Here is a 19,572-nt window from a genome sequence, read left to right as displayed (position 1 = left end):
TTGATCCTGTTACAGGGATCGTTAAAATTCACTAACCACCGAAAAGAAAACGGCCCGCAGAATGCCTTCCTCTACCTTGTCGAATGCTTTATTACGTCGGACAAACGCTTCGCGGGCTACCTGTACGGCTTTTTCGATGCGGTAGGGCGTAAACCCGGAATCGGTCCCGCCCCACGAAAACGAAGGGACAAACTTAGGCTGGTAACCCGCTCCGAATATATTGGCACTTACGCCCACCACCGTTCCGGTGTTGAACATGGTACTGATACCCGCTTTGGTGAAATCGCCCATAGTTAAGCCGCAGAAAATACGGCCGGTGTCTTCGAGGTGACCGGTGGCGTAGGAATGCAGTTTAACGTTGCTGTAGTCGTTTTTCAGGTTCGAGTTATTAACGTTGGCCCCCAGGTTACACCACTCACCAATGACCGAATTGCCCAGGAATCCGTCGTGACTTTTGTTGCTATAACCAAAGAAAACCGAGTTACCAACCTCGCCCCCCACTTTGCAATAAGGCCCGATGGTGGTGTTGTTCCGCATTTTGCTGTTCCAGCTAATCGTGGAATCATGGCCCAGCGAAAAAGGACCAAGTACAACGGAGCCTTCATTTATGGTTGCGTTACGGCCGATGTAAATGGGACCGCTTTCAGCATTAAGGATAGCGGCCCGAATGTTGGCACCCTCTTCCACAAAAATATTTTCGGGCGCGTAGCACCGGGTAAACGGGTCGGTAATGGGAGCGGATGTTCGTCCGGCCGTTATCCGGGCAAAGTCGGCCCGAATCTGACTACCGTTTTGTTCGAAAATGTCCCATAGATTAAGAATCAGGGTGAGTGGTTCCGAAAAGACCGAAAAGCTGTATTTATCCGTAACAGTAGGGGCCACTCGCAGGGCATCCTCCGTCCGAACGGCCAGCACGTGGCCGTCGGGAGTAAGCAAACCGGCACCGCTTTCCAGGGCCAGAATGGCTTCCCGTAAAGCCTCTGTGGGGCATACGGCTCCGTTTACGTACCAGTTGTCGGGGCCGGGTGTGTAAGGAAATTTGGCCCGTAAATAAGACAGGGTCAAATAGAAGGCGTTTTGCCCCATCACTCCTTCCCATTTCTCGACCAGTGTCTGAATTCCAATGCGGATACCCGACACCGGGCGCGTGAAGGTGAGCGGCAACAAATCCGTTCGTATGTATTGATCGTCGAATAAGATCAGGTTTGGCATCGATGCGTACAATGGATTTAGAGGGTAAATATCTAACCTTAATCTGGAAAAAGAGAACGTATCAACCAGTACTTTTACAAAACGATGTTCCCGTTAACACCCGAAACGATTATTCAGCAGATTGCCAGGTTGCAGGAACCAACCGGTCTGTTTCCATCCGTCCGGCGGAATGACAGCATCGGGTACCAGCGAGCCGATACGAACGTTTTTTTTACGGCCTGCACCGTTTTTACACTGCAACAACTTCGCCAGTTCGTATCCGAAGAAGCCCAAAAGCAGCTTGACCAACTGACCGAACGGGCTGTGGCAGCTTACCCGGCCTTTCAGAATAAAGATGGGTTGGCAACCTACAACTTCTGGCCCACCAAACCCTCGCGGCACTTTCCCAACGGGTACGTGTTTCGTCATTTCGAGCATTTCCGTATCCCCGATGACATTGACGATACGGCGATGGTATACCTGACCACCGAGCCCACACCGGCCGAACAGCAATGGCTGAAAAATAAGCTGAGCCAGCACGCTAATGGGAGTAACCGCTACCAGATTCGCAATACCTACCCTGATTACCAGTCACTCCGGGCGTATTCGACCTGGTTTGGCAAAAACATGGGCGTCGATTTCGACGCCTGCGCCCTGAGCAATATCCTCTACTGTATGTATCAGTATGACCTGCCCCGGAATCAGCATGACATTGATTCGCTCACCTACCTGCGCTCGGTAGTAGCATCGGGCCGGTACGTTTCGGAACCGTTCCGATGTGCTCCCCACTACGCCCGAACCTCGCTGATTATTTATCATTTGGCGCGGCTTATTGCCGCCTTCTACATTCCCGAACTGGAATCCGTTCGGCCGCGCCTGATTGATGATGCATACCGGGAAATGGCGAATGCGCCCAACCGGGTGGAAAAGCTACTGCTGGCCACGGCACTCATCCGCCTGGGCGAACCCCCGCCCGCCATCTCAATCGACGGTATTGAGCAGGACATTAACACTTTTCATTTCTTCATTGCGGGACTGCTAACCGCCTACGAACAACCCCTTGTGCGTCGCTTCGCCAACCGGCCCCTCATGCAGATGCGCTGGCAATGCGAGGCCCATAGCCGGGCACTGGTAGCGGAGTTTCTGGTACTGAGAAGTGGTAGGTAGCATACAAACCCTGGCGAAAACAGCTAATGTCCCGCGCGAACAACACCAGGGACCGACGGCAATTCGGGACCTCAACTACCCAAATCAGGTTATACCCGGGTACCCAATTGGCAGGAAACGGTGGAATCCGGACCTATTTACTCCTGACTTCCTTGGGAGGGAGATGTATTGTATAAATATCTTTCCGGGCAACGCCAATCTCGTGTACCATATCGACCCATTTCTTCCCCTGTAGCTTATCGCTGTCTTCGTTACCCAGTACCCAGATTACGTCTTTGTTGACCAGTGTATTTCGGTTCGTTGGGGTAGCATCCAGCAGTTCCAAAAAACGTTCCGGTGTGATCAGGTCATCAATCTGTCCACCCGGGTTTATATCATCAATCACCAGCAACGAAGCCTGACGCCAGGTCCACAAATTTTTGATATTGGTGAATGATCTGGCCATTCGCTCCGGGAACATACTGTATAGTTTCATGCCTGTTACATAAAAACAGGTTTTGTGCTGGATCGAATATTCGGTCGCAATACCGACACCGAGGCCCGTTTTTCCGTTACCCATCTCCCCAAAAATCAATAGATGCTGTCTGGCTGGTGAGGGAGTCAGAAAATTATCCACAAGTCGTTTATCGTCTTCACTAATCGCAAACGTCCACTGGCTTATTCGGCACTGAAACGGATATCCAGCGGCCTGTAAGTACATCTTAGCAACATACCAATAGCGGCTTGGAATCAACAAAATTAAAAACATCCCCAAAATGATTAACCACTTTCCAAAAACAGGGTCAGCGTACAACCACGCCCAACCAGTGCCAAACCAGAAAAAGCCAACATCAGTCGCTGTATCGAAACCGATGTTCCACCAATCAGGCTGAAAAACGTACTTTTCCCTGCCGGGAATAAACAGGCGCTTAGACCGCGATACCCGGTTGGATAACAGCGGCCCCAGGAAATTATACAACTCAAAGATTAGCCAGAACGCAGCCACTCCCCCGGCAGCCCCATTTGCGGGATGATGTACGCAGTCAAACCCTCGAAGGATGGCGTGAAGAATTAGGGTGACAATAAAACCGAGCGAGAAATGACCGAACTGGTTAGCGAGCCAACTATACGTAAACGTAACCCCGCGGTGCGAATCTTTACCAATAAGGTCTTCTTTCAGTTGCCGTAAAATGTCCTTTCCGGTAATTATTTTAGGCATAGCGAATCCAGGTGTGGTGTAATAAAATCTGACTGACTAAACTAGGCAATTCTGGCACAACTTCATCCGGCAATCGATTATTTCCCTCAGGCAACAGCTGCACGTATGTCCACCGATAAGCTACCCACGTTCGTTTTCCGGTAAGAACGCCGTGTCGTTGGTCAGCAAGTATGTACTCAATTTACTACCTTTGCACCGCACAGGCGACCATATGCACAGGCGGTTCTGCCAGGTTTTCGAATAATTTTCAATCATCTATAACTCAGTCCAATGAATAAAATTAAGGTAGCAAATCCGGTTGTCGAACTGGATGGGGACGAAATGACCCGTATCATCTGGAAATTCATTAAAGACAAACTGATTCTTCCCTACGTTGACGTTGACATCAAGTACTACGACCTGGGCATCGAATACCGCGATGAAACCAACGATCAGGTAACGATTGACGCGGCCAACGCAATCAAACAATACGGTGTCGGTATTAAATGTGCCACCATCACCCCCGACGAAGACCGGGTTAAGGAATTCAACCTGAAGCAGATGTGGAAGTCGCCCAACGGTACTATCCGCAATATTCTGGACGGTACCGTGTTCCGTGAGCCTATCGTAATGAACAACGTTCCGCGTCTGGTTACTAACTGGAAATACCCTATTATCGTTGGTCGGCACGCCTTTGGTGATCAGTACCGGGCTACGGACTTTCTGGTACCGGGCAAGGGCAAACTGACCATGAAGTTTGAAGGCGAAGACGGAACCGTGCTGGAATACAATGTTTTCAATTTTCCCGGTGCAGGTGTAGCTATGGGTATGTACAACCTGGATGAATCTATCCGGGGTTTTGCCAAAGCCTGTTTCAACATGGCCCTGCAAAAAAACTGGCCGTTGTACCTATCGACCAAAAATACCATCCTGAAAAAATACGACGGTCGGTTCAAGGACATTTTCCAGGAAATTTACGAGGCCGAATTCATGGGCAAAGTGCATTACGAGCACCGGCTTATCGACGACATGGTTGCCTCCGCGCTAAAGTGGGACGGTAACTTTGTATGGGCCTGTAAAAACTACGATGGCGACGTACAGTCGGACACCGTAGCACAGGGATTTGGCTCACTGGGTCTGATGACGTCCGTACTGGTTACGCCCGATGGCGAAACGATGGAAGCCGAAGCGGCCCATGGTACCGTTACGCGCCACTACCGCGAGTACCAGAAAGGGAACAAAACCTCAACTAACCCCATTGCGTCGATTTACGCCTGGACACGGGGTCTGGCTTTCCGGGGCAAACTGGATGACAATCAGGAATTGATTGACTTCGCCAATGCGCTGGAAGCCGTTTGCGTTGAAACCGTTGAAAGCGGCAAAATGACGAAGGATTTGGCCCTGTCGGCCTATCCGGTTGGCACGAAACTAACGGCCAACGAGCATTATCTTAATACCGAAGATTTCCTCGAAGCACTGGATACAAACCTCAAAGCGAAACTAACTACCGCTTAGTTTTTGGGGTGTTTTCCCGGCTGGACCGGTTAGGTTTCCAACCACCTTACCGGTCTTTTTCTTTTCTTTGTCTAAAAAAACAAGGTCATGAAACAAACCCTCACATTGCTAACCGTTGCGTTTTTGCTATCCGTTAGTGCTTTTGCTAAACCGCCCGTAAAAAAAATGAAGTCAACGTCCGTTCAGCATATCGTGCTTTTCAAGTTTAAAGCCGAAGCAACACCCGAAAAGATAAAAGAGATCATAGCTGCTTTTGAGGCTTTACCAACAAAAATCAGCCAAATCAAGGACCTGAAATGGGGAACGAACAACAGTCCGGAAAACCACGCCCACGGCCTGACCCACGCCTTTATCCTGACCTTCGATTCAGAAAAAGACCGTGATGCTTACCTGCCCCACCCGGCTCACGCAGCCTTCGGGAAGATTGTAGGCCCCTGGATTGATGAGATTACCGTAGTGGATTTCACGAATCAGGGAAAGTAGAAGATACACTTTTTTGTTATTCCGAAGACAGAAAAACCGACCTCAAGTCGGTTTTTCTGTTAAAAAGTTAGTACGTCGGATACATTCATCGTAAAGCCGACGAGTACATCTTCGGCGTTCCGGGACTTCAATCACAAAATAGGGGCATACATGGGCAAACTTTTTTAGTTCTTCCGGCACCACGTTCATCAACCGCTCTTTGCTGACCCACCCTACATAGGATGCCCGCATGGATGTATCGGCAGTGTATAACCACCATTGGAGTCGGAAACGCGTCCTTCTTTCGTTTTCCGATTCCAGATACTCACTTCGGTTTGCAGATCATTACTGGTGAAACTGCTTTCTAATTCAGTAGGTGGCATGATAATGATGTGGCCGTTTTCGTCGCGTTCGATGTGCAATTCAGGATTTGCCAGACAAAACGCGTACAGCTATCATCGGAGAAGGCGTTGATAGTAAGCGTAAAGGAGGACTGCATACATGGTTGCCTTTTTTACCCAATACACAAAAAATAGTACTTCCCCGGAAAGTTGTTGCGGGTGTTCCTTAGCTTATCACTTCACGGTTTCGGCCGGTAGTGGAGCACCGGGCAGTAAGCCCTTACGCCGAAGGAGTGCTTCCGTAAATCGCAGGTCATTATCGCTGTTGAAGATGCTGTAGGGCAGGTATAAAAACTGCGCTTTAGCCAGGCCTTTGGTCACGGTTTTGGCCAGCCAGTTCGCCTTTACGTTCGCCATGGCTTCGGCATTATCCAGAAAAAGAATGTAGGCGTTCTTATCTTTAATGACACTATCTATCTGCGCCCATTTCAGAATACCACCCTCCTTTGCATTAATGCGCATCAGAATCTGCCGGCTATCTATTTCGTAGATATACTTCTGAAACAGGGCTTTGCTCTGCTCCATCTGGGCGATGCCCGTAATCTGAACCGCCCAGAAAAGCACGTACAGAATAGTGAGGAGCACGATAACAATGTAAATCCAGTAGTTAGGATAAACGCCGGTCAGACTGAGTATTACATTCAGAAAAATGAGGCCCAATGGCACAAATGCCCACTTCCAGTTGTCTTTCACCCATTGACGCAGGGCGATATTGATGTACGTTTTTTGATCTAGTGCGTACTTTTTAGTCTTAACAATCATGGTACTTTACAGGAAAGTACAAAGATAGGGGGAAATAGAATGTATGCTGTATGATGTAGGGTATATGATGTATTGATTCGTACCCGCTGCCCTACATACCCCGCATCATACAGTTCTACGCTTCTTTCCTGAAATGCAGCGCATTGATAACGTACTGCTGATTACTGATTTGACGCATGAGTACGTAAACAGAGAATTGCTTTCCGCTCGATTCATACGTGCCGGTACTATAGCGGAGCCGGTCAGATGACCCTTCGTAGGTCAACTGAAAACTGTGCGGGGGATATTTACGAAAAAAGGACCGCAGAATTAATTGGGCGTGGTCGGCCTGAACAGTGTGAAAATCTACCTTCTCCGAGTCAATCACTAATTCAATCGTTCGGGCAAAACCGGTCGATAATCGACTGGCATCGCCATTTCGCATAGAGACGACTACGGTTTGGGAGATGTCGTTCCCGACTGTGTTTTTGCCAGGTGTTCCCCAGGCAAAAAGGCCCAGAACAAAAAGTATGAGTGTGTGCATAATTGGTTAAACGAGACCACTTTGCAACACCATTCGCCAAAAGTATGCCAACCAGTTAACCCAAATCGATATTTCATCGGTTACCCGCTTTTTCCCCATCTTTGCGTGATACATTCGTTTGCCCGATTTACCTATGGACACGGTTCAACCAACGCTTATTCTGACCAGTGAACAGATTCACCAGAAAATCAGACGGATAGCGTTTCAGATTTACGAAAATAATTTTGACGAAACAGCCCTGTTGATCGCTGGTATTTCGGGCGAAGGCTATAAGCTGGCAGAGGAACTGGCCCATGAATTGCAAATGATTGCCCCATTCACCGTTCACTTAATCCGGCTGGAGGTGGACAAAACGCAGGTATCGCAACCCACGGTTCATTCTACCATTGATTTTACGGACAAGGTCATCGTGGTGGTTGATGATGTGCTCTATACGGGCAGGACGCTGGCGTTTAGTCTGCAACCTTTCCTGCAGGTGCCAATTCGCAAATTACAGGTGGCCGTGCTGATTGACCGCAACCACCCGCGCTATCCGGTTGCTGCCGATTACAAAGGCTACGAACTCAGCACAACCATCAGTGAACATGTGGATGTGATATTGAGTGACGAGCAGAAAAAAGGGGTATATCTGCGATAGAGCGAAGGCCGGAAAACCGTACGTACGGTTTTCCGGCTTACGTTTACGCTCGGGTACTGCGAATCAGACCGATACCGGCGAAGAAGAAAATTCCGCCCAGAATAAGGTACACAAATGAGGACTGCGCTACGCCCCCTTTAGCAAAATCCATACCGCCGTAAATCAGGCCAACCAGTCCCACCAACGTAAGTATAATACCAAACATGCTTTTCGCATTCATAGACCGTGTTATTTATAGTGAACGATAAACTATTTACCAGACAACTAGAAACAGCCGACATTGTCTACTGAAACCAAAATATTCTTTATTTTCTCATTCGAGTAATGCCAGGATATCTTCCTTTGTGAGCGATTTCATGAAGGTATCTTCGGTAGAAATCAGACTCCCGGCCAGTTGCTGCTTGGCCCGTTGCAACGACAGAATCTTCTCTTCCACGGTGTTTTTGGCAATGAATTTATAGGAGAATACCGTTTTCTGCTGCCCAATGCGGTGTGCCCGGTCAACGGCCTGAGCCTCGATGGCCGGATTCCACCAGGGGTCAAGGATGAATACGTAATCGGCAGCCGTCAGGTTATGGCCAAGCCCTCCGGCCTTCAGCGAAATAAGAAACAGTTTAACCGAATTGTCCGTCTGAAACAGGGTTACCTGGCTTTGCCGGTCGGTGGTGGAGCCGTCCAGGTAAGCGTATTTAATTTTCTTTTCTTTCAGGTACTGCTGCACCACGTTCAGGTGCTTGATAAACTGACTGAATACCAGAATCTTATGATTTTCGGTCATGGCACTTTCCAGGCGCATCAGCATATCATCCAGCTTGCCGGAATCCCCTTCGTAATCGGCATCGACCATACGGGGGTGGTTGGCAATTTGCCGGAGTTTGGTAAGTCCCTGTAGCACGATCATCTGCGATTTTGCCATGCCCGATTCTTCAATGTGGTCCAGAATCAGGTTTCGGTAGTAGGATTTGGCTTCCTCGTACTGCGTTTCCTGGTCGGGCGTCATTTCGCAATAGAGTACGCTTTCTACTTTTTCGGGCAAATCGGTGGCTACCTGCGCTTTGTTGCGCCGGAGCATAAAGGGCTTGATGAGGTTATACAACCGCTCCGTTTTAGCTTCATCATGCCGCTTCTCGATAGGCACCTGAAACTCGTTCCGAAAAAACGACTGGCTACCCAGCAAACCAGGGTTGATAAACGACATTTGCGACCATAAGTCCAGCGTACTATTCTCGAGCGGGGTGCCGGTCAGAATGAGCCGATGCTCAGTATTGAGTTGCATCACCGCTTTGGTAATGTGCGAAGACGGGTTCTTTATGGCCTGCGATTCATCCAGAATAGCGTAGTTGAATCGGTAATCGCTCAGCATATCGATGTCGATTCTGACAATACCATACGAGGTCAAAATCAGGTCGTAGTCATCGAACTGAGCCGTATTTTTATCTCTGTAAGTGCCGGTGTACACCATCACCCGCAGGTCGGGCGTAAATTTCCGGGCTTCGAGTTCCCAGTTGTACAGCAGCGATGTGGGCATCACCAGCAGGCTTGGATTGGTAATGCCCGCTTCTTTCTGCCCCTGTAGCATAGCCAGCGTCATGACCGTTTTCCCCAGCCCCATATCGTCGGCCAGGCAGCCGCCAAACTTGTACTGGCGCAGGAAATTCATCCAGTCGTACCCGGCTTTCTGGTAGGGTCTCAGGGCACCATTGAACCCATTGGGCAGTGGAGAACTGTCAATTTTCTCGAAGTCGCGCAGGCGTTCGAGTTTGCGGCTGATAACCGTAGTAGCGAGGCTGTCCTGCTCCAGTTCCTGCACCAGCGCGAGGTGATGTTTTTGCAGCACCAGCCGCCCCTCAGCATTATCAGGTTCGTCCAGGTATTCCATGAAGCCAAACAGCTCGGAGTACTTTGTAAACCACGCATCTGGAATAACGGCTACTTCGCCATTGGGCAGCGTAAACTCGTGTTTTTTGTGCAGGATGAGCTTCCTTATTTTCAGGAAGGGAATCTCGAACTCCCCAAACCGCACGTTGGCGTATATATCAAACCAGTCGCGCCCTTCCTGAATGGATACGTTAATGCTCGAATAGCCCAGAAAGTACCGCTTCGTGTTCTGTACATCCTGCCGAATAAGGAAACCAGCTTCCTGTAACTGACTACTATGGTCTGACAGCCAGGTAAACACGTCTTTCTTTGGCAGGTCCAGCCGACCGCCCTGCAGGTCGAGGCCCATATCGTGCAGGAAAGCCAGCTTTTTCCGTTCCAATTCCTTATCCCGGCGAATTTTATGAAAGAGGTACGAGTCATGGTACTTTTCCATGCTCACGTTACAGGAGGGCCCTGCGCTATCGAAGCGAAAGGTAAAATCGCCGTACTGGAAGCCCAGGTCAAGCATAATGGGCTGGTCGGGGCTATCGTTACCAACTACCGCCTGGGTGCTGGCCAGCGCATTGTCAAACACGGATACCGGCACCTTCTGGCTGGCCCGCTGCGGTTCCGAAATAGTTAACACGGGAACAGGAACCAGTGATTCATCCCGAATCTCGAAGCCTTTGGCCCGTACGTCATAAGTCGCAATGAGCGGGGTCACAAACCGTTCGTAGTACTGTTCCTCTATATTGCGGGGAATAACGATGTGATTTTTAGAAAAGAACGGACGTATTTTTTTACCGTCGACCTGTTTACTGAAATGATAAAGTCGGTTGCCTACCATCATGTAGGCAGGCTCATCGCATATCATCAGGGCTTCTTTGAACTGAAAGTCGACCCGCTCCGTCTCGGCTCCTTTTTCATTTGTTCCTCCGCTCGTGCATGACTTTATAGGGTAACGAATAATGGGGAAATAGTGCGTTGAGGTCGGATTCCGGTCGAAATGAAAATAGACCCGTGCCTTTTCGGGCATCCAGTTGATGGGTTCCCAGGCAGGATTACCATCATTACCCATAATATAAAACGGCTTACCGGGCAGGAGCGCCATAATCCGCGCTTTCATGGTTTCGAGGTACGTCCCAATCGTATCCTGCGCTCCTTTATCACCCTTCTGCGGATCGTATATTTTCAGAAAAAAGTCGACAGCCGGTAGTTTTCGGGTGTTGAACTTTTTAACGATGGTATCCTGCTGAATGCTGTCGATTAATTTGACCAGTTCAAAATCCCGTTCATCCAGCCCTTTCGCAAACTCAGTAACATTTTGGGTAGAAAGCGTTTGATTCTGAAGCGTTAACTCCCCCCGGCCATTACGCTGCACGACAAAAGCCTCAATGAGGTAGCCCAGAAACTCGTGATCCAGCAACGAATACACAATCTGGAATGGTTGCAAAGGCGAAACTTTCATGCAGACTGTTATTCCTCGTCAATCCTCTCGGACCGACCAGAACGACCATAAAAGGTGAATATGTATGGGAAAATTTGACTGGACGAAGATTTTGACAAGCGGCACGAAATACAGGCAAAAGCATTCATAATGAGCACATTGCACCTAGTTCACATTTGTCAACGGTTTCAAATATACGAATCAAAGCAAAACGAACAAGGGAGAATGATGCAAAACCCATAAACGGCAGGAACAGACCGCCGGAAATTAGTATCCGGTACGGATTCGTGAACGCATCCACGGTTGTGCAGGGTAAGCAGAATGGACTGATAAATGAGCCATCATCCAAGCTGGTGGTGTCTGGATTGATGGAGAGGATGCCCCATTGACAATGAAGGAAACAGATGGGCTAGCTTTTATTATGAAGTGCGGTTTCACCCTTTACTTCAGACGGAGCCGCCAATTTATAAACCGGCTCATCGGGCTCAGTACAAGGTAGGCATGCAACGTATTACAGACCTGATCTGGGAGAAAATTAATCCATAGGCTCTCTTTTCTAAGCGTGTTGCCCCGTTCAAGTTTTGCACGTACTTTTGTTCGATTGAAAACCGTATGCGTGCATACTACTTTTTATCAGCAAAATTATGGCCGACGCTTTTATTTACGATGCTGTCAGAACACCGCGTGGTCGGGGAAAAAGCGACGGCGCCCTGCACGATGTGCAGCCTATTCAGCTCCTGACAGCCGTACTGCGTGAACTCCGCGACCGGAATCAGCTCGATACCGCCCTGGTCGATGATGTAATCATAGGTTGTGTTACACCCATTGGCGAGCAGGGGGCCGATATAGCCCGTACTGCCGCTCTGGAAGCAGGGTATGCCGAGTCCGTAGCGGGCGTACAACTCAATCGCTATTGCTCATCCGGTCTGGAAGCAATCAACATGGCAGGTGCTTACGTGATGTCGGGTCAGGTAGATGCCATCGTGGCCGGGGGCGTAGAGTCCATGTCGCGGGTGCCAATGGGGTCCGACGGGGGGGCGCTATTCATGAATCCACAGATTGTGGCGCGGCATAAGATTGTACCACAGGGCATTTCGGCTGATTTGATTGCGACCAAATACGGTTACTCGCGCCAGGATGTAGATACTTTTGCGGCCGAATCGTACCGCCGGGCCTTGGAAGCACAGGCCGGGAATCGGTTTTCCCGAACGCTGGTTCCCATAAAAGACGCTATCGGCATAACCCTGCTCGACCACGATGAAGGCGTTCGGCCCGGTACCACAGTAGAGAGTTTAGGTAAACTCAAACCAGCTTTTGCCGCTATGGGGCAGATGGGACTGGATGCCCTGGCCCTGCTCAAATATGCCCATTTCGACACCATAAACCACGTTCACCACGCGGGCAACTCATCTCAGATCGTTGATGGAGCCGCTGGTGTACTAATTGGCAGTGCAGCTTTTGGTAAGCAGTCGGGCCTGAAACCCCGTGCCCGGATTAAAGCCTTCGCCGTTGTTGGTTCGGAGCCAACCATTATGCTCACCGGGCCCATTCCCGCCACGCATAAAGTACTCAAACGAGCCGGTATGAGCACCGGCGACATTGACCTGTTCGAGGTCAACGAAGCCTTTGCGGCCATACCCCTTCTGTTCATGGAGGAATTTGGTGTCGATCATAGCCAGCTGAATGTCAATGGAGGAGCCATTGCACTCGGTCATCCACTGGGCGCCACCGGCGCCATTATTTCGGCCACCCTCATCGACGAACTCGAACGTTCCAACAAGCAATTCGGCCTGGCAACCCTCTGTATCGGGGGCGGCATGGGCATCGCCACTATTTTTGAACGGGTAAATTAAAAAGGCTTTAGGGCATCAAATCGCTTACTTGACTGATAAGCTGGATGCCTTCGCCTGCGCAGGCTGGGGCGAAATCAGTGTCGAAACTAGCAAGTTGGATAATGTTGTTGAGTTTGCACGTAGCCAGAATCAGCGCGTCGTTGGGTAATAAATTATAGTCCTGCATCAGGCGCAGATATAAAGGGATTATACTCTCCTTGACGCTGAGAAACGACATCGTTTCAAGAAAGTTGGTTGGATTGTGTTGATTGATAATCCCTCCAATTGCATTATCCCGTTTCAGAGTCAACGGAGCTTTGCCACCTTCTATGATGAGCAGATAAAACGTGTACTCGCTCAAAACAACTTGACTGATGCACTTTTCGAGATTGATTTTCGCAACGAGACCCTCGAATAAATCCACTTTTGTTCCCTTTGTGTATTCGACCAGAACAGAACTGTCGAGAAAAATCTTATTGCTCATACACGTTGTAATCTTCCTCGTTAAAGTCTGTTTTTATCTGGTTGAGCTTCTCAAAAAAGGCCTTCGATGCCTCGGCTAAGCCAGGATTAAAGGGTGGCTGATTTCGGGCTGACCGGACTTCAATAATCAGTTCTTCGTCAGCTTCGGCTTCCGGTACGTTGATAATTAACCGACCGTTCTCTGGTTTTTGAATTAATCGAATCGTTTCCATATACACATCTCTTTTTATAAATCTACAAAAGAATTTCCAGATGATTTATTACACCGTCAACCAGCAGATCGCCATCATTACATGGGCCATGACTTCCTCGCCCATGAACGTTTTGAATGATGAGTCGATACCACAGTTTGAAGCTGCTCTGGAGCAGGCTTTTGCCGATGAATCGGTGAAGGGCATCATTATCACCTCGGCAAAACCGGAGTTTGTGGCGGGTGCCGACCTGAAAATGATTCTGCATAATAACGACAAAAATCCGTCAGAAATGCTGAAGGTATCAATGGGGCTGAACCGTGTTTTTCGCCGGATGGAAACGTTAGGGAAGCCGATTGTAGCCGCGATGAATGGCACAGCCTTGGGTGGCGGTTATGAAATCTGCCTGGCCTGCCACCATCGGGTGGCTCTTGATAATCCAAAGTCTGTTATTGGTTTGGTTGAAGTAACCATCGGTCTGTTGCCGGGCGGGGGTGGTACGCAGCGGCTCCCCCGTATGATTGGCATACAGGCGGCTCTACCGCTCATGCTGGAAGGCAAAAAAGTAGGGGTGTCCGAAGCGCTGAAATTAGGTATGGTCGATGAGGTTGCCGATAGCCCCGCTGATATGATGGAGAAGGCAAAAGCCTGGATTGCCGCTAACCCCGCGCCCCTTCGTCCTTGGGATTCGATTGACCGCAAGACGGGAAAGATTGTCGGAAAAGAGAATTTCAGCGTTCCCGGTGGCAATGTTCAGAGTGCGGTGGGTGCCCAAATCTTTGGGACCGGAACGGCTATGCTGATGGAAAAAACCAAAGGCAACTATCCCGCTCCACTCGCTATTATGGCCTGCGTGTACGAGGGCCTACAGGTCAATATGGACCGGGCAATCATGATAGAAGCCCGCTATTTTGTGCAGGTGGCAACATCTAAGGTGGCAAAAAGCATGATTCAGACCCTTTTTCTGGGCATGAATGAAGTCAATAAGGGAATCAGCCGCCCCAGAGAACCCAAAACGGAGGTAAAAAAGCTGGGTATTCTGGGTAACAGACCCATGGTGGCCGGGTTAGTTTCACTGTCAGAACGGGCTGGCGTAGAGGTGGTTCTACTAAAAGATACAACCTCGGAGCCGGATTTAACCAGTTTTGACCTTCTTATCGAAGCAATGTCGGGAAGCCAGACCCGAAGCGATGTACGTGTGTGGCCTGACAATACGGTTGGCGTTCATAGTCTGTGGCCGTTGGCGGAATCACAAGTCGTAGAAATTATCGCAAGTCGGCAAACGGCTGATAGTACACTGGCTACCGCTTTCGATTATGTCCGCAAAATTCGAAAAACGCCCATTATTGTCAGCGATTCACCCGGTTTTTATCTCTCCCGCTGTGCCGAAACGTACCGGGCAGAAGGGCTGTTGATGCTAACCGAAGGCATCAATCCAGTGCTGATCGATAATGGCGGCAAGGGTGCCGGTATGCCAATCGGGCCGCTCGCAACGGTTGAGCACTTACCGGCAGTGCCCAGTCAAAACGAACATCAACCTACGCTGGAGGAAGTAAAAACGCGCCTACTCTACCGGCAGGCCCTTGAAGCGGTTCGGTGCCTGGGGGAGACTGTTGTTCGCACAAAACTGGACGCCGACATTGGCTCTATTCTGGGCTGGGGTTTCCCGGCGTATACGGGTGGAGCCGTATCGTTCGTAGATTTCGTCGGTATCGAAACGTTCATTACCACCTGCAACCGGCTGGCCGATACGTACGGCGAGCGCTTCCGGCCTGGTACAGCACTGCGGGGGCTGGCAGACAAAAAGGCCTTTGCTTAGAAGGTAAGTTATGCCTGAATTCCCAGCCCTCAGGCTTGAGATTCATAGCAACCGGAAACTCATCCGGTGGTACTTCGTCGGGCCAAACTGCCGGATAGCAGCCCGATGAACGGGCGTCGGGTAGCCTACATTCTGCGCCCAACCATAGGCTGGAAACTCCAGGCCAAGTTGCGCCATGAGGTCATCCCGGTAAATTTTAGCCAGTACCGACGCAGCCGCAATAGACAGGTAATGGGCATCCCCTCTAACGATACAGGTATGTGGAATCAGCGGGTAAGGCACAAATCGGTTTCCATCCACCAGTAGATGCTCCGGTTTGATTGTCAACGCATCCACCGCCCGGTGCATGGCCAGAAAGCTGGCTTTAAGGATATTAATCTGGTCAATATCGGTATGCGACACTTCGGCTACGGTCCAGGCCAGGGCCTCCCGCTCAATGTCGGTTTTCAGTCGTTCGCGTTGCCGATGCGATAATTGCTTGGAATCATTCAGGATGGGGTGGGTAAAATCTTTCGGCAAAATAACCGCTGCCGCTACTACCGGCCCGGCCAGGCAACCCCGGCCCACTTCGTCCAGACCCGCTTCGATAGCATTGGCGTTATAGTACGACTCCAACATAACAGGTGTTTTCTATTCCTCGTGCAGGGCATAAGCTAAACAGCGTCAAAGATACCAACCAGCTTGCTACGTTAGATGGTAGTCGAGCTATAAGGCGCAGTCGATATGACCTGTACTTTAACTAATTCGAAACCGTAAGACCCGATGGCAGACTGTATTCCACTCGTGGTACTAAGGGACAGAAAATAAATACCAACAGGTCAACACACAAAAAGCCCCCTTGCGCAACCTTTGGGGACTTTTTGTGTGTTAGAATGATGTAAGTAACTTAGTTATATGCAACCTGTTGATGTCATTATAGTGGGTGGCGGACCTTGTGGTCTGGCTGCCGGTATCGAAGCGGCCAAAGCCGGGCTTAGCCATTTAATTCTGGAAATGGGAAGCCTGACCGAGTCAATTCGTCAATATCCCCGCCGGATGCACTTCTTTTCGACCGCCGAGAATATCGAGATTGGCGGTCTGCCCTTTGCCATCTCCGACGTAAAAGCCGGTCGCGACGAAGCCCTCCAGTACTACCGCAAAGCAGCGGCTTACTACCACCTGAATTTCAAGCTATTCGAGGAGGTCTGGGAGGTAACAAAGGAAGGGGAGCTGTTCACCATCACGACCACTACCGGCGGGACGTACTATGCTCACAAGGTTATTATGGCTACGGGGTATTTCACGCGCCCGCGCTGGCTCAATATTCCGGGTGAGAAATTGCCCCACGTGTCTCATTACTACGATGAACCGTTCAAGTACTCGTTTACGAACGTAGTTATTATTGGTGCCTCGAATTCAGCCGTTGAGGCCGCGCTGGAGTTGTACCGGCACGACGTAAACATCACGGTCGTGCACCGGGGTGAGGATTTTCGGAGTACGGTAAAATACTGGCTGGTACCCGACGTAAAAAACCGGGTGAAAGAAGGGAAAATAAAAACGATTTTCAACGCCTGCGTTACGCAGATCGACGAACATTCGATTACCGTCAACGACCTTAAAACGGGCGAAGAGCGGCAAATCCCTGCCGACTTCGTCTTCATCCTGACGGGCTACATTCCCGACGCGGCCCTGCTGGCACGTTGCGGTATTGACCTGAATCCGGAAACGCAGGTGCCGGTTTTCGACAGGGAAACGTTTGAAACCAATGTGCCGGGACTGTACGTGTGCGGTACGGTGCTGGCGGGCATTTATACCGAGAAGGTATTTATCGAGAATGGTCGGGAACACGCGCAGTCCATCATCGACCACATTATGGGCCGGGAAGTGCATAAAGTAGCCGAGCTGATTCAGCGGATTTGATTCGCTGAATCAGCTCGGGTGCGGCTTATCTGATGGCTGCCTTTATTTTGCTTTTACCTCCACTATGTACGTGCGTACGGGTTGGCCATTGCCCGTTGACCCTATTGCCTGCTTCGTAAAAACAATATTGGCTTTGCCCGCCGTAATGCCTTTTATCTGAAAAACGGTTGGGCCGGTATCCGTTCGTTTGAGCGTATCTACTGCCGGTGCCAACTCCCGGCGCGATACGTCTACAATTTCCTGGTTATCGGAGGTACCAATCAGTTCCATGGAGCCGTCGCCACTCCCGGGCAGGGAAATCTCTTTGATATCGCCCACCGATATACTCATCTTTTTTGTGGTTCCTGAGCTTGATGAGTTATTGACACTGCAACCCGACAGGCAGACGGTGAAGGCGATTAGTGCAAGGAGAACCGTAGTAAGCTTACTCAATCGTAAGGGTGCAAGATGGCGCATAGTTGAGAGATAGTTAATGTACAGCTACAACTATGCGGATGGGTCAACAGTTTTCAGGGTAACCGGCCGACAGGGAAAAGGCAAATCACCTCGCCTGCCTGCGGTAAAAAACAAACCCGTTTTTGGTACCCGTTTTCCGAATGTCGGGTAGTGAGTCCAGCAAGGTTGGCCCCTCGCTGGCATGGCGAATGAACAGCACGTCCTTATCAATCCGGCCCCGTAGCAGCCACTCGTCGTTGTAGTAGTTGGGATTGGCCGGTGGCTGTTTCTTCGTGTAAAAATACGGGCCGTAACTGTGGTAGCCGTATGTCTTCACGTATACGTCCTGCCCCTGCGACTGCTCGAAAAACTCCATAGCTGCGGCTTGTGAAATACCTTCCATACGCCCGATAAAAAACCAGAGGGTGAGCGTAACGAATACCGCCATCCCCCCAAACAGTGCTATGGATGCCTGCGCCGTTTCGCGCTGATTATACCATCGGAAAGCCACGATAAGAACAAGCACCAGCCAGATTCCAGGTATAAAAGTCCACCACGGCCAGCTTATGCGGGCATCCAGATTCCCCTGCGAGAAAGCATCTTGGTCGGCATACTGCCGCACGATGTCCATGTGATGCGCCAGTATGGGCATACCGATAAGGGCAACGACGTAGATTCCCCCTATCACTATTAATCCGACCCGCATCCAGTTAGTAAACTGAATTTTTCGCTCTTCCAGCTGCACCAGCGTCAGGGCGGCCAGGTACGTCAGCGGGAAATAGCAGAGTGACGAATAATGAACAATTTTCGACTGCACCAGACTGAACAGAACCAACACCACCCAGAACAGGATCAGCATCCACCGCTTAAACTCGCGCTGGTAATTACGCTCGATAAACAGCGAACCCAGTGCCCGAATGGCGAAGATGGAAGCCGGAAAACAACCAACCAGCAGCATAATGACGTGAAATCCCGGAAAACCCACATGACCCGCATCCGGCGTACTGAACAATCGAATATTATACGCCAGAAACTCCCGCATCAGCGCGGGGCCGTTTAAGTACACATCCAGCCCGTACCAGGCCAGCGAAACCACCGAAGCCGCCAGCGAAAAAGTCAGAAACTGCACCGGTGTAATAAACCACCGGAAGCGCCCCAGCATCCAGTATATCACCAGCACCAGACAAACAATGAGGTAGGCAACGGGGCCTTTTGTCAGGATGCCCAGCCCCAGCACAAAGCCGCCGATCAGCAGGTATGTCCATTCACTTTTAGGAGCGGTCATGCCCCCCCCCAGCCGCTCCCGTTTCCAGGAAGCAAGAATCAGATTAACCAATCCAATGAAGATAAACAGGTTAAAGAAGGGGTCGATAATACCGGAGCGAAAATAGAGATGGGGTGTAACCGAACCCAGATACGCCAGCGCCCAAAGTAACCCGAAACGATGGCTGTGCAGTTTTTCGCCGAGGTTGTACAGGTAAACCAGCGAGATAATACCGCAAATGGCATTGGGTAGCCGGGCGGCAAATTCGTTGATGCCAAATATGTTCATCATGGCCGACTGAAGCCAGAAAAACAGGGGTGGCTTTTCGTAGAAGGGCTTGAAATTGATGTGAACGTGCAGGTAATCGCGCAATACAATCATCTCGCGGGCGGCCTCGGCAAAGTTAATTTCATCCCAGTCGAAGAGCCGGACACTACCCAGAAAAGGAATAAAAAATAAGGCTCCCAGCGCAATTAAAATGAGCGAATAAAAGAGTTTTTGATTCAT

The 19,572-nt window shown here is 50.1% G+C and carries 19 protein-coding genes; 7 read left to right on the top strand and 12 right to left on the bottom strand.

Features of this window, described 5'->3' with window-relative positions:
- Positions 1-21 precede the first annotated feature (21 nt).
- Complete coding sequence (locus tag B156_RS0103465) at positions 22-1,212, bottom strand: putative sugar nucleotidyl transferase (RefSeq protein ID WP_018618241.1); 1,191 nt, start codon at positions 1,210-1,212, stop codon at positions 22-24.
- Positions 1,213-1,296: 84 nt separating this feature from the next.
- Between B156_RS0103465 and B156_RS0103460 the strand changes: the two genes are divergently transcribed.
- On the top strand, positions 1,297-2,358 hold the full coding sequence (locus tag B156_RS0103460) for a hypothetical protein (protein WP_018618240.1): 1,062 nt from the start codon (positions 1,297-1,299) through the stop codon (positions 2,356-2,358).
- A 133-nt stretch (positions 2,359-2,491) separates the two neighbouring features.
- Here B156_RS0103460 and B156_RS0103455 read toward each other — a convergent pair whose 3' ends face one another.
- Positions 2,492-3,556: an ATP-binding protein gene (locus tag B156_RS0103455; protein WP_018618239.1), complete on the bottom strand. Its 1,065-nt coding sequence runs from the start codon at positions 3,554-3,556 to the stop codon at positions 2,492-2,494.
- 270 nt (positions 3,557-3,826) lie between these two features.
- Between B156_RS0103455 and B156_RS0103445 the strand changes: the two genes are divergently transcribed.
- Together B156_RS0103445 and B156_RS0103440 are read left to right on the top strand one after the other, a co-directional pair.
- Entirely contained in the window at positions 3,827-5,050 is a 1,224-nt protein-coding gene (locus tag B156_RS0103445; protein WP_018618237.1) for an NADP-dependent isocitrate dehydrogenase, read from the top strand.
- An 87-nt stretch (positions 5,051-5,137) separates the two neighbouring features.
- A complete protein-coding gene (locus B156_RS0103440; protein ID WP_018618236.1) occupies positions 5,138-5,533 on the top strand; it encodes a Dabb family protein in 396 nt (131 codons plus the stop codon).
- Positions 5,534-5,745: 212 nt separating this feature from the next.
- Here B156_RS0103440 and B156_RS32065 read toward each other — a convergent pair whose 3' ends face one another.
- The 3 genes from B156_RS32065 to B156_RS0103430 form a co-directional block, all read right to left on the bottom strand.
- Entirely contained in the window at positions 5,746-5,934 is a 189-nt protein-coding gene (locus B156_RS32065; RefSeq protein WP_245563679.1) for a Uma2 family endonuclease, read from the bottom strand.
- Positions 5,935-6,087: 153 nt separating this feature from the next.
- Complete coding sequence (locus B156_RS0103435; protein ID WP_018618235.1) at positions 6,088-6,675, bottom strand: hypothetical protein; 588 nt, start codon at positions 6,673-6,675, stop codon at positions 6,088-6,090.
- 115 nt (positions 6,676-6,790) lie between these two features.
- Positions 6,791-7,198 (bottom strand): DUF4783 domain-containing protein, encoded by a 408-nt coding sequence (locus B156_RS0103430; protein ID WP_018618234.1) that lies wholly within the window; start codon positions 7,196-7,198, stop codon positions 6,791-6,793.
- 133 nt (positions 7,199-7,331) lie between these two features.
- On the opposite strand from B156_RS0103430, the gene B156_RS0103425 reads away from it, so the two are divergent.
- Positions 7,332-7,835 (top strand): phosphoribosyltransferase family protein, encoded by a 504-nt coding sequence (locus B156_RS0103425; protein WP_018618233.1) that lies wholly within the window; start codon positions 7,332-7,334, stop codon positions 7,833-7,835.
- A 43-nt stretch (positions 7,836-7,878) separates the two neighbouring features.
- On the opposite strand, the gene B156_RS31735 is transcribed toward B156_RS0103425, so the two are convergent.
- Positions 7,879-8,055, bottom strand: coding sequence for a hypothetical protein (locus B156_RS31735; protein WP_018618232.1), 177 nt, complete (start codon positions 8,053-8,055; stop codon positions 7,879-7,881).
- 93 nt (positions 8,056-8,148) lie between these two features.
- Entirely contained in the window at positions 8,149-11,163 is a 3,015-nt protein-coding gene (locus B156_RS0103415; protein ID WP_018618231.1) for a DEAD/DEAH box helicase, read from the bottom strand.
- 623 nt (positions 11,164-11,786) lie between these two features.
- Between B156_RS0103415 and B156_RS0103410 the strand changes: the two genes are divergently transcribed.
- Positions 11,787-12,995 (top strand): acetyl-CoA C-acetyltransferase, encoded by a 1,209-nt coding sequence (locus B156_RS0103410; RefSeq protein WP_018618230.1) that lies wholly within the window; start codon positions 11,787-11,789, stop codon positions 12,993-12,995.
- Positions 12,996-13,002: 7 nt separating this feature from the next.
- On the opposite strand, the gene B156_RS28775 is transcribed toward B156_RS0103410, so the two are convergent.
- Together B156_RS28775 and B156_RS0103400 are read right to left on the bottom strand one after the other, a co-directional pair.
- Positions 13,003-13,458, bottom strand: coding sequence for a type II toxin-antitoxin system VapC family toxin (locus B156_RS28775; protein WP_018618229.1), 456 nt, complete (start codon positions 13,456-13,458; stop codon positions 13,003-13,005).
- Positions 13,448-13,669 (bottom strand): hypothetical protein, encoded by a 222-nt coding sequence (locus B156_RS0103400; RefSeq protein ID WP_018618228.1) that lies wholly within the window; start codon positions 13,667-13,669, stop codon positions 13,448-13,450. The genes B156_RS28775 and B156_RS0103400 overlap by 11 nt, the downstream gene beginning before the upstream one ends.
- A 40-nt stretch (positions 13,670-13,709) precedes the next feature.
- On the opposite strand from B156_RS0103400, the gene B156_RS0103395 reads away from it, so the two are divergent.
- On the top strand, positions 13,710-15,467 hold the full coding sequence (locus tag B156_RS0103395; protein WP_018618227.1) for an enoyl-CoA hydratase-related protein: 1,758 nt from the start codon (positions 13,710-13,712) through the stop codon (positions 15,465-15,467).
- Positions 15,468-15,509: 42 nt separating this feature from the next.
- Here B156_RS0103395 and B156_RS0103390 read toward each other — a convergent pair whose 3' ends face one another.
- The gene (locus B156_RS0103390; RefSeq protein WP_018618226.1) at positions 15,510-16,085 is read right to left on the bottom strand and encodes a ribonuclease HII; all 576 of its coding nucleotides are present in this window, start codon (positions 16,083-16,085) and stop codon (positions 15,510-15,512) included.
- 276 nt (positions 16,086-16,361) lie between these two features.
- Between B156_RS0103390 and B156_RS0103385 the strand changes: the two genes are divergently transcribed.
- Positions 16,362-17,366 carry a YpdA family putative bacillithiol disulfide reductase gene (locus B156_RS0103385; RefSeq protein ID WP_018618225.1) on the top strand — a complete coding sequence of 335 codons (1,005 nt, stop codon included), beginning with the start codon at positions 16,362-16,364 and terminating at the stop codon, positions 17,364-17,366.
- 42 nt (positions 17,367-17,408) lie between these two features.
- Here the strand turns inward: B156_RS0103385 and B156_RS0103380 are convergent, their stop codons facing one another.
- Complete coding sequence (locus tag B156_RS0103380; protein WP_026260568.1) at positions 17,409-17,822, bottom strand: hypothetical protein; 414 nt, start codon at positions 17,820-17,822, stop codon at positions 17,409-17,411.
- A gap of 85 nt (positions 17,823-17,907) precedes the next feature.
- Positions 17,908-19,572, bottom strand: a complete 1,665-nt coding sequence (locus B156_RS0103375) for an ArnT family glycosyltransferase (protein WP_018618223.1) — start codon at positions 19,570-19,572, stop codon at positions 17,908-17,910.

The sequence above is a fragment of the Spirosoma luteum DSM 19990 genome (assembly GCF_000374065.1).
Classification (GTDB): Bacteria; Bacteroidota; Bacteroidia; order Cytophagales; family Spirosomataceae; genus Spirosoma; species Spirosoma luteum.
This window is presented reverse-complemented; position numbering and strand designations above follow the sequence as displayed.

What these genes read in the sequence shown, in the direction of transcription:
- B156_RS0103465 (WP_018618241.1), bottom strand. Translation starts at nt 1,212, where the DNA reads ATGCCAAACCTGATCTTATTCGACGATCAATACATACGAACGGATTTG.
- B156_RS0103460 (WP_018618240.1), top strand. Translation starts at nt 1,297, where the DNA reads ATGTTCCCGTTAACACCCGAAACGATTATTCAGCAGATTGCCAGGTTG.
- B156_RS0103455 (WP_018618239.1), bottom strand. Translation starts at nt 3,556, where the DNA reads ATGCCTAAAATAATTACCGGAAAGGACATTTTACGGCAACTGAAAGAA.
- B156_RS0103445 (WP_018618237.1), top strand. Translation starts at nt 3,827, where the DNA reads ATGAATAAAATTAAGGTAGCAAATCCGGTTGTCGAACTGGATGGGGAC.
- B156_RS0103440 (WP_018618236.1), top strand. Translation starts at nt 5,138, where the DNA reads ATGAAACAAACCCTCACATTGCTAACCGTTGCGTTTTTGCTATCCGTT.
- B156_RS0103435 (WP_018618235.1), bottom strand. Translation starts at nt 6,675, where the DNA reads ATGATTGTTAAGACTAAAAAGTACGCACTAGATCAAAAAACGTACATC.
- B156_RS0103430 (WP_018618234.1), bottom strand. Translation starts at nt 7,198, where the DNA reads ATGCACACACTCATACTTTTTGTTCTGGGCCTTTTTGCCTGGGGAACA.
- B156_RS0103425 (WP_018618233.1), top strand. Translation starts at nt 7,332, where the DNA reads ATGGACACGGTTCAACCAACGCTTATTCTGACCAGTGAACAGATTCAC.
- B156_RS31735 (WP_018618232.1), bottom strand. Translation starts at nt 8,055, where the DNA reads ATGAATGCGAAAAGCATGTTTGGTATTATACTTACGTTGGTGGGACTG.
- B156_RS0103415 (WP_018618231.1), bottom strand. Translation starts at nt 11,163, where the DNA reads ATGAAAGTTTCGCCTTTGCAACCATTCCAGATTGTGTATTCGTTGCTG.
- B156_RS0103410 (WP_018618230.1), top strand. Translation starts at nt 11,787, where the DNA reads ATGGCCGACGCTTTTATTTACGATGCTGTCAGAACACCGCGTGGTCGG.
- B156_RS28775 (WP_018618229.1), bottom strand. Translation starts at nt 13,458, where the DNA reads ATGAGCAATAAGATTTTTCTCGACAGTTCTGTTCTGGTCGAATACACA.
- B156_RS0103400 (WP_018618228.1), bottom strand. Translation starts at nt 13,669, where the DNA reads ATGGAAACGATTCGATTAATTCAAAAACCAGAGAACGGTCGGTTAATT.
- B156_RS0103395 (WP_018618227.1), top strand. Translation starts at nt 13,710, where the DNA reads ATGATTTATTACACCGTCAACCAGCAGATCGCCATCATTACATGGGCC.
- B156_RS0103390 (WP_018618226.1), bottom strand. Translation starts at nt 16,085, where the DNA reads ATGTTGGAGTCGTACTATAACGCCAATGCTATCGAAGCGGGTCTGGAC.
- B156_RS0103385 (WP_018618225.1), top strand. Translation starts at nt 16,362, where the DNA reads ATGCAACCTGTTGATGTCATTATAGTGGGTGGCGGACCTTGTGGTCTG.
- B156_RS0103380 (WP_026260568.1), bottom strand. Translation starts at nt 17,822, where the DNA reads ATGCGCCATCTTGCACCCTTACGATTGAGTAAGCTTACTACGGTTCTC.
- B156_RS0103375 (WP_018618223.1), bottom strand. Translation starts at nt 19,572, where the DNA reads ATGAATCAAAAACTCTTTTATTCGCTCATTTTAATTGCGCTGGGAGCC.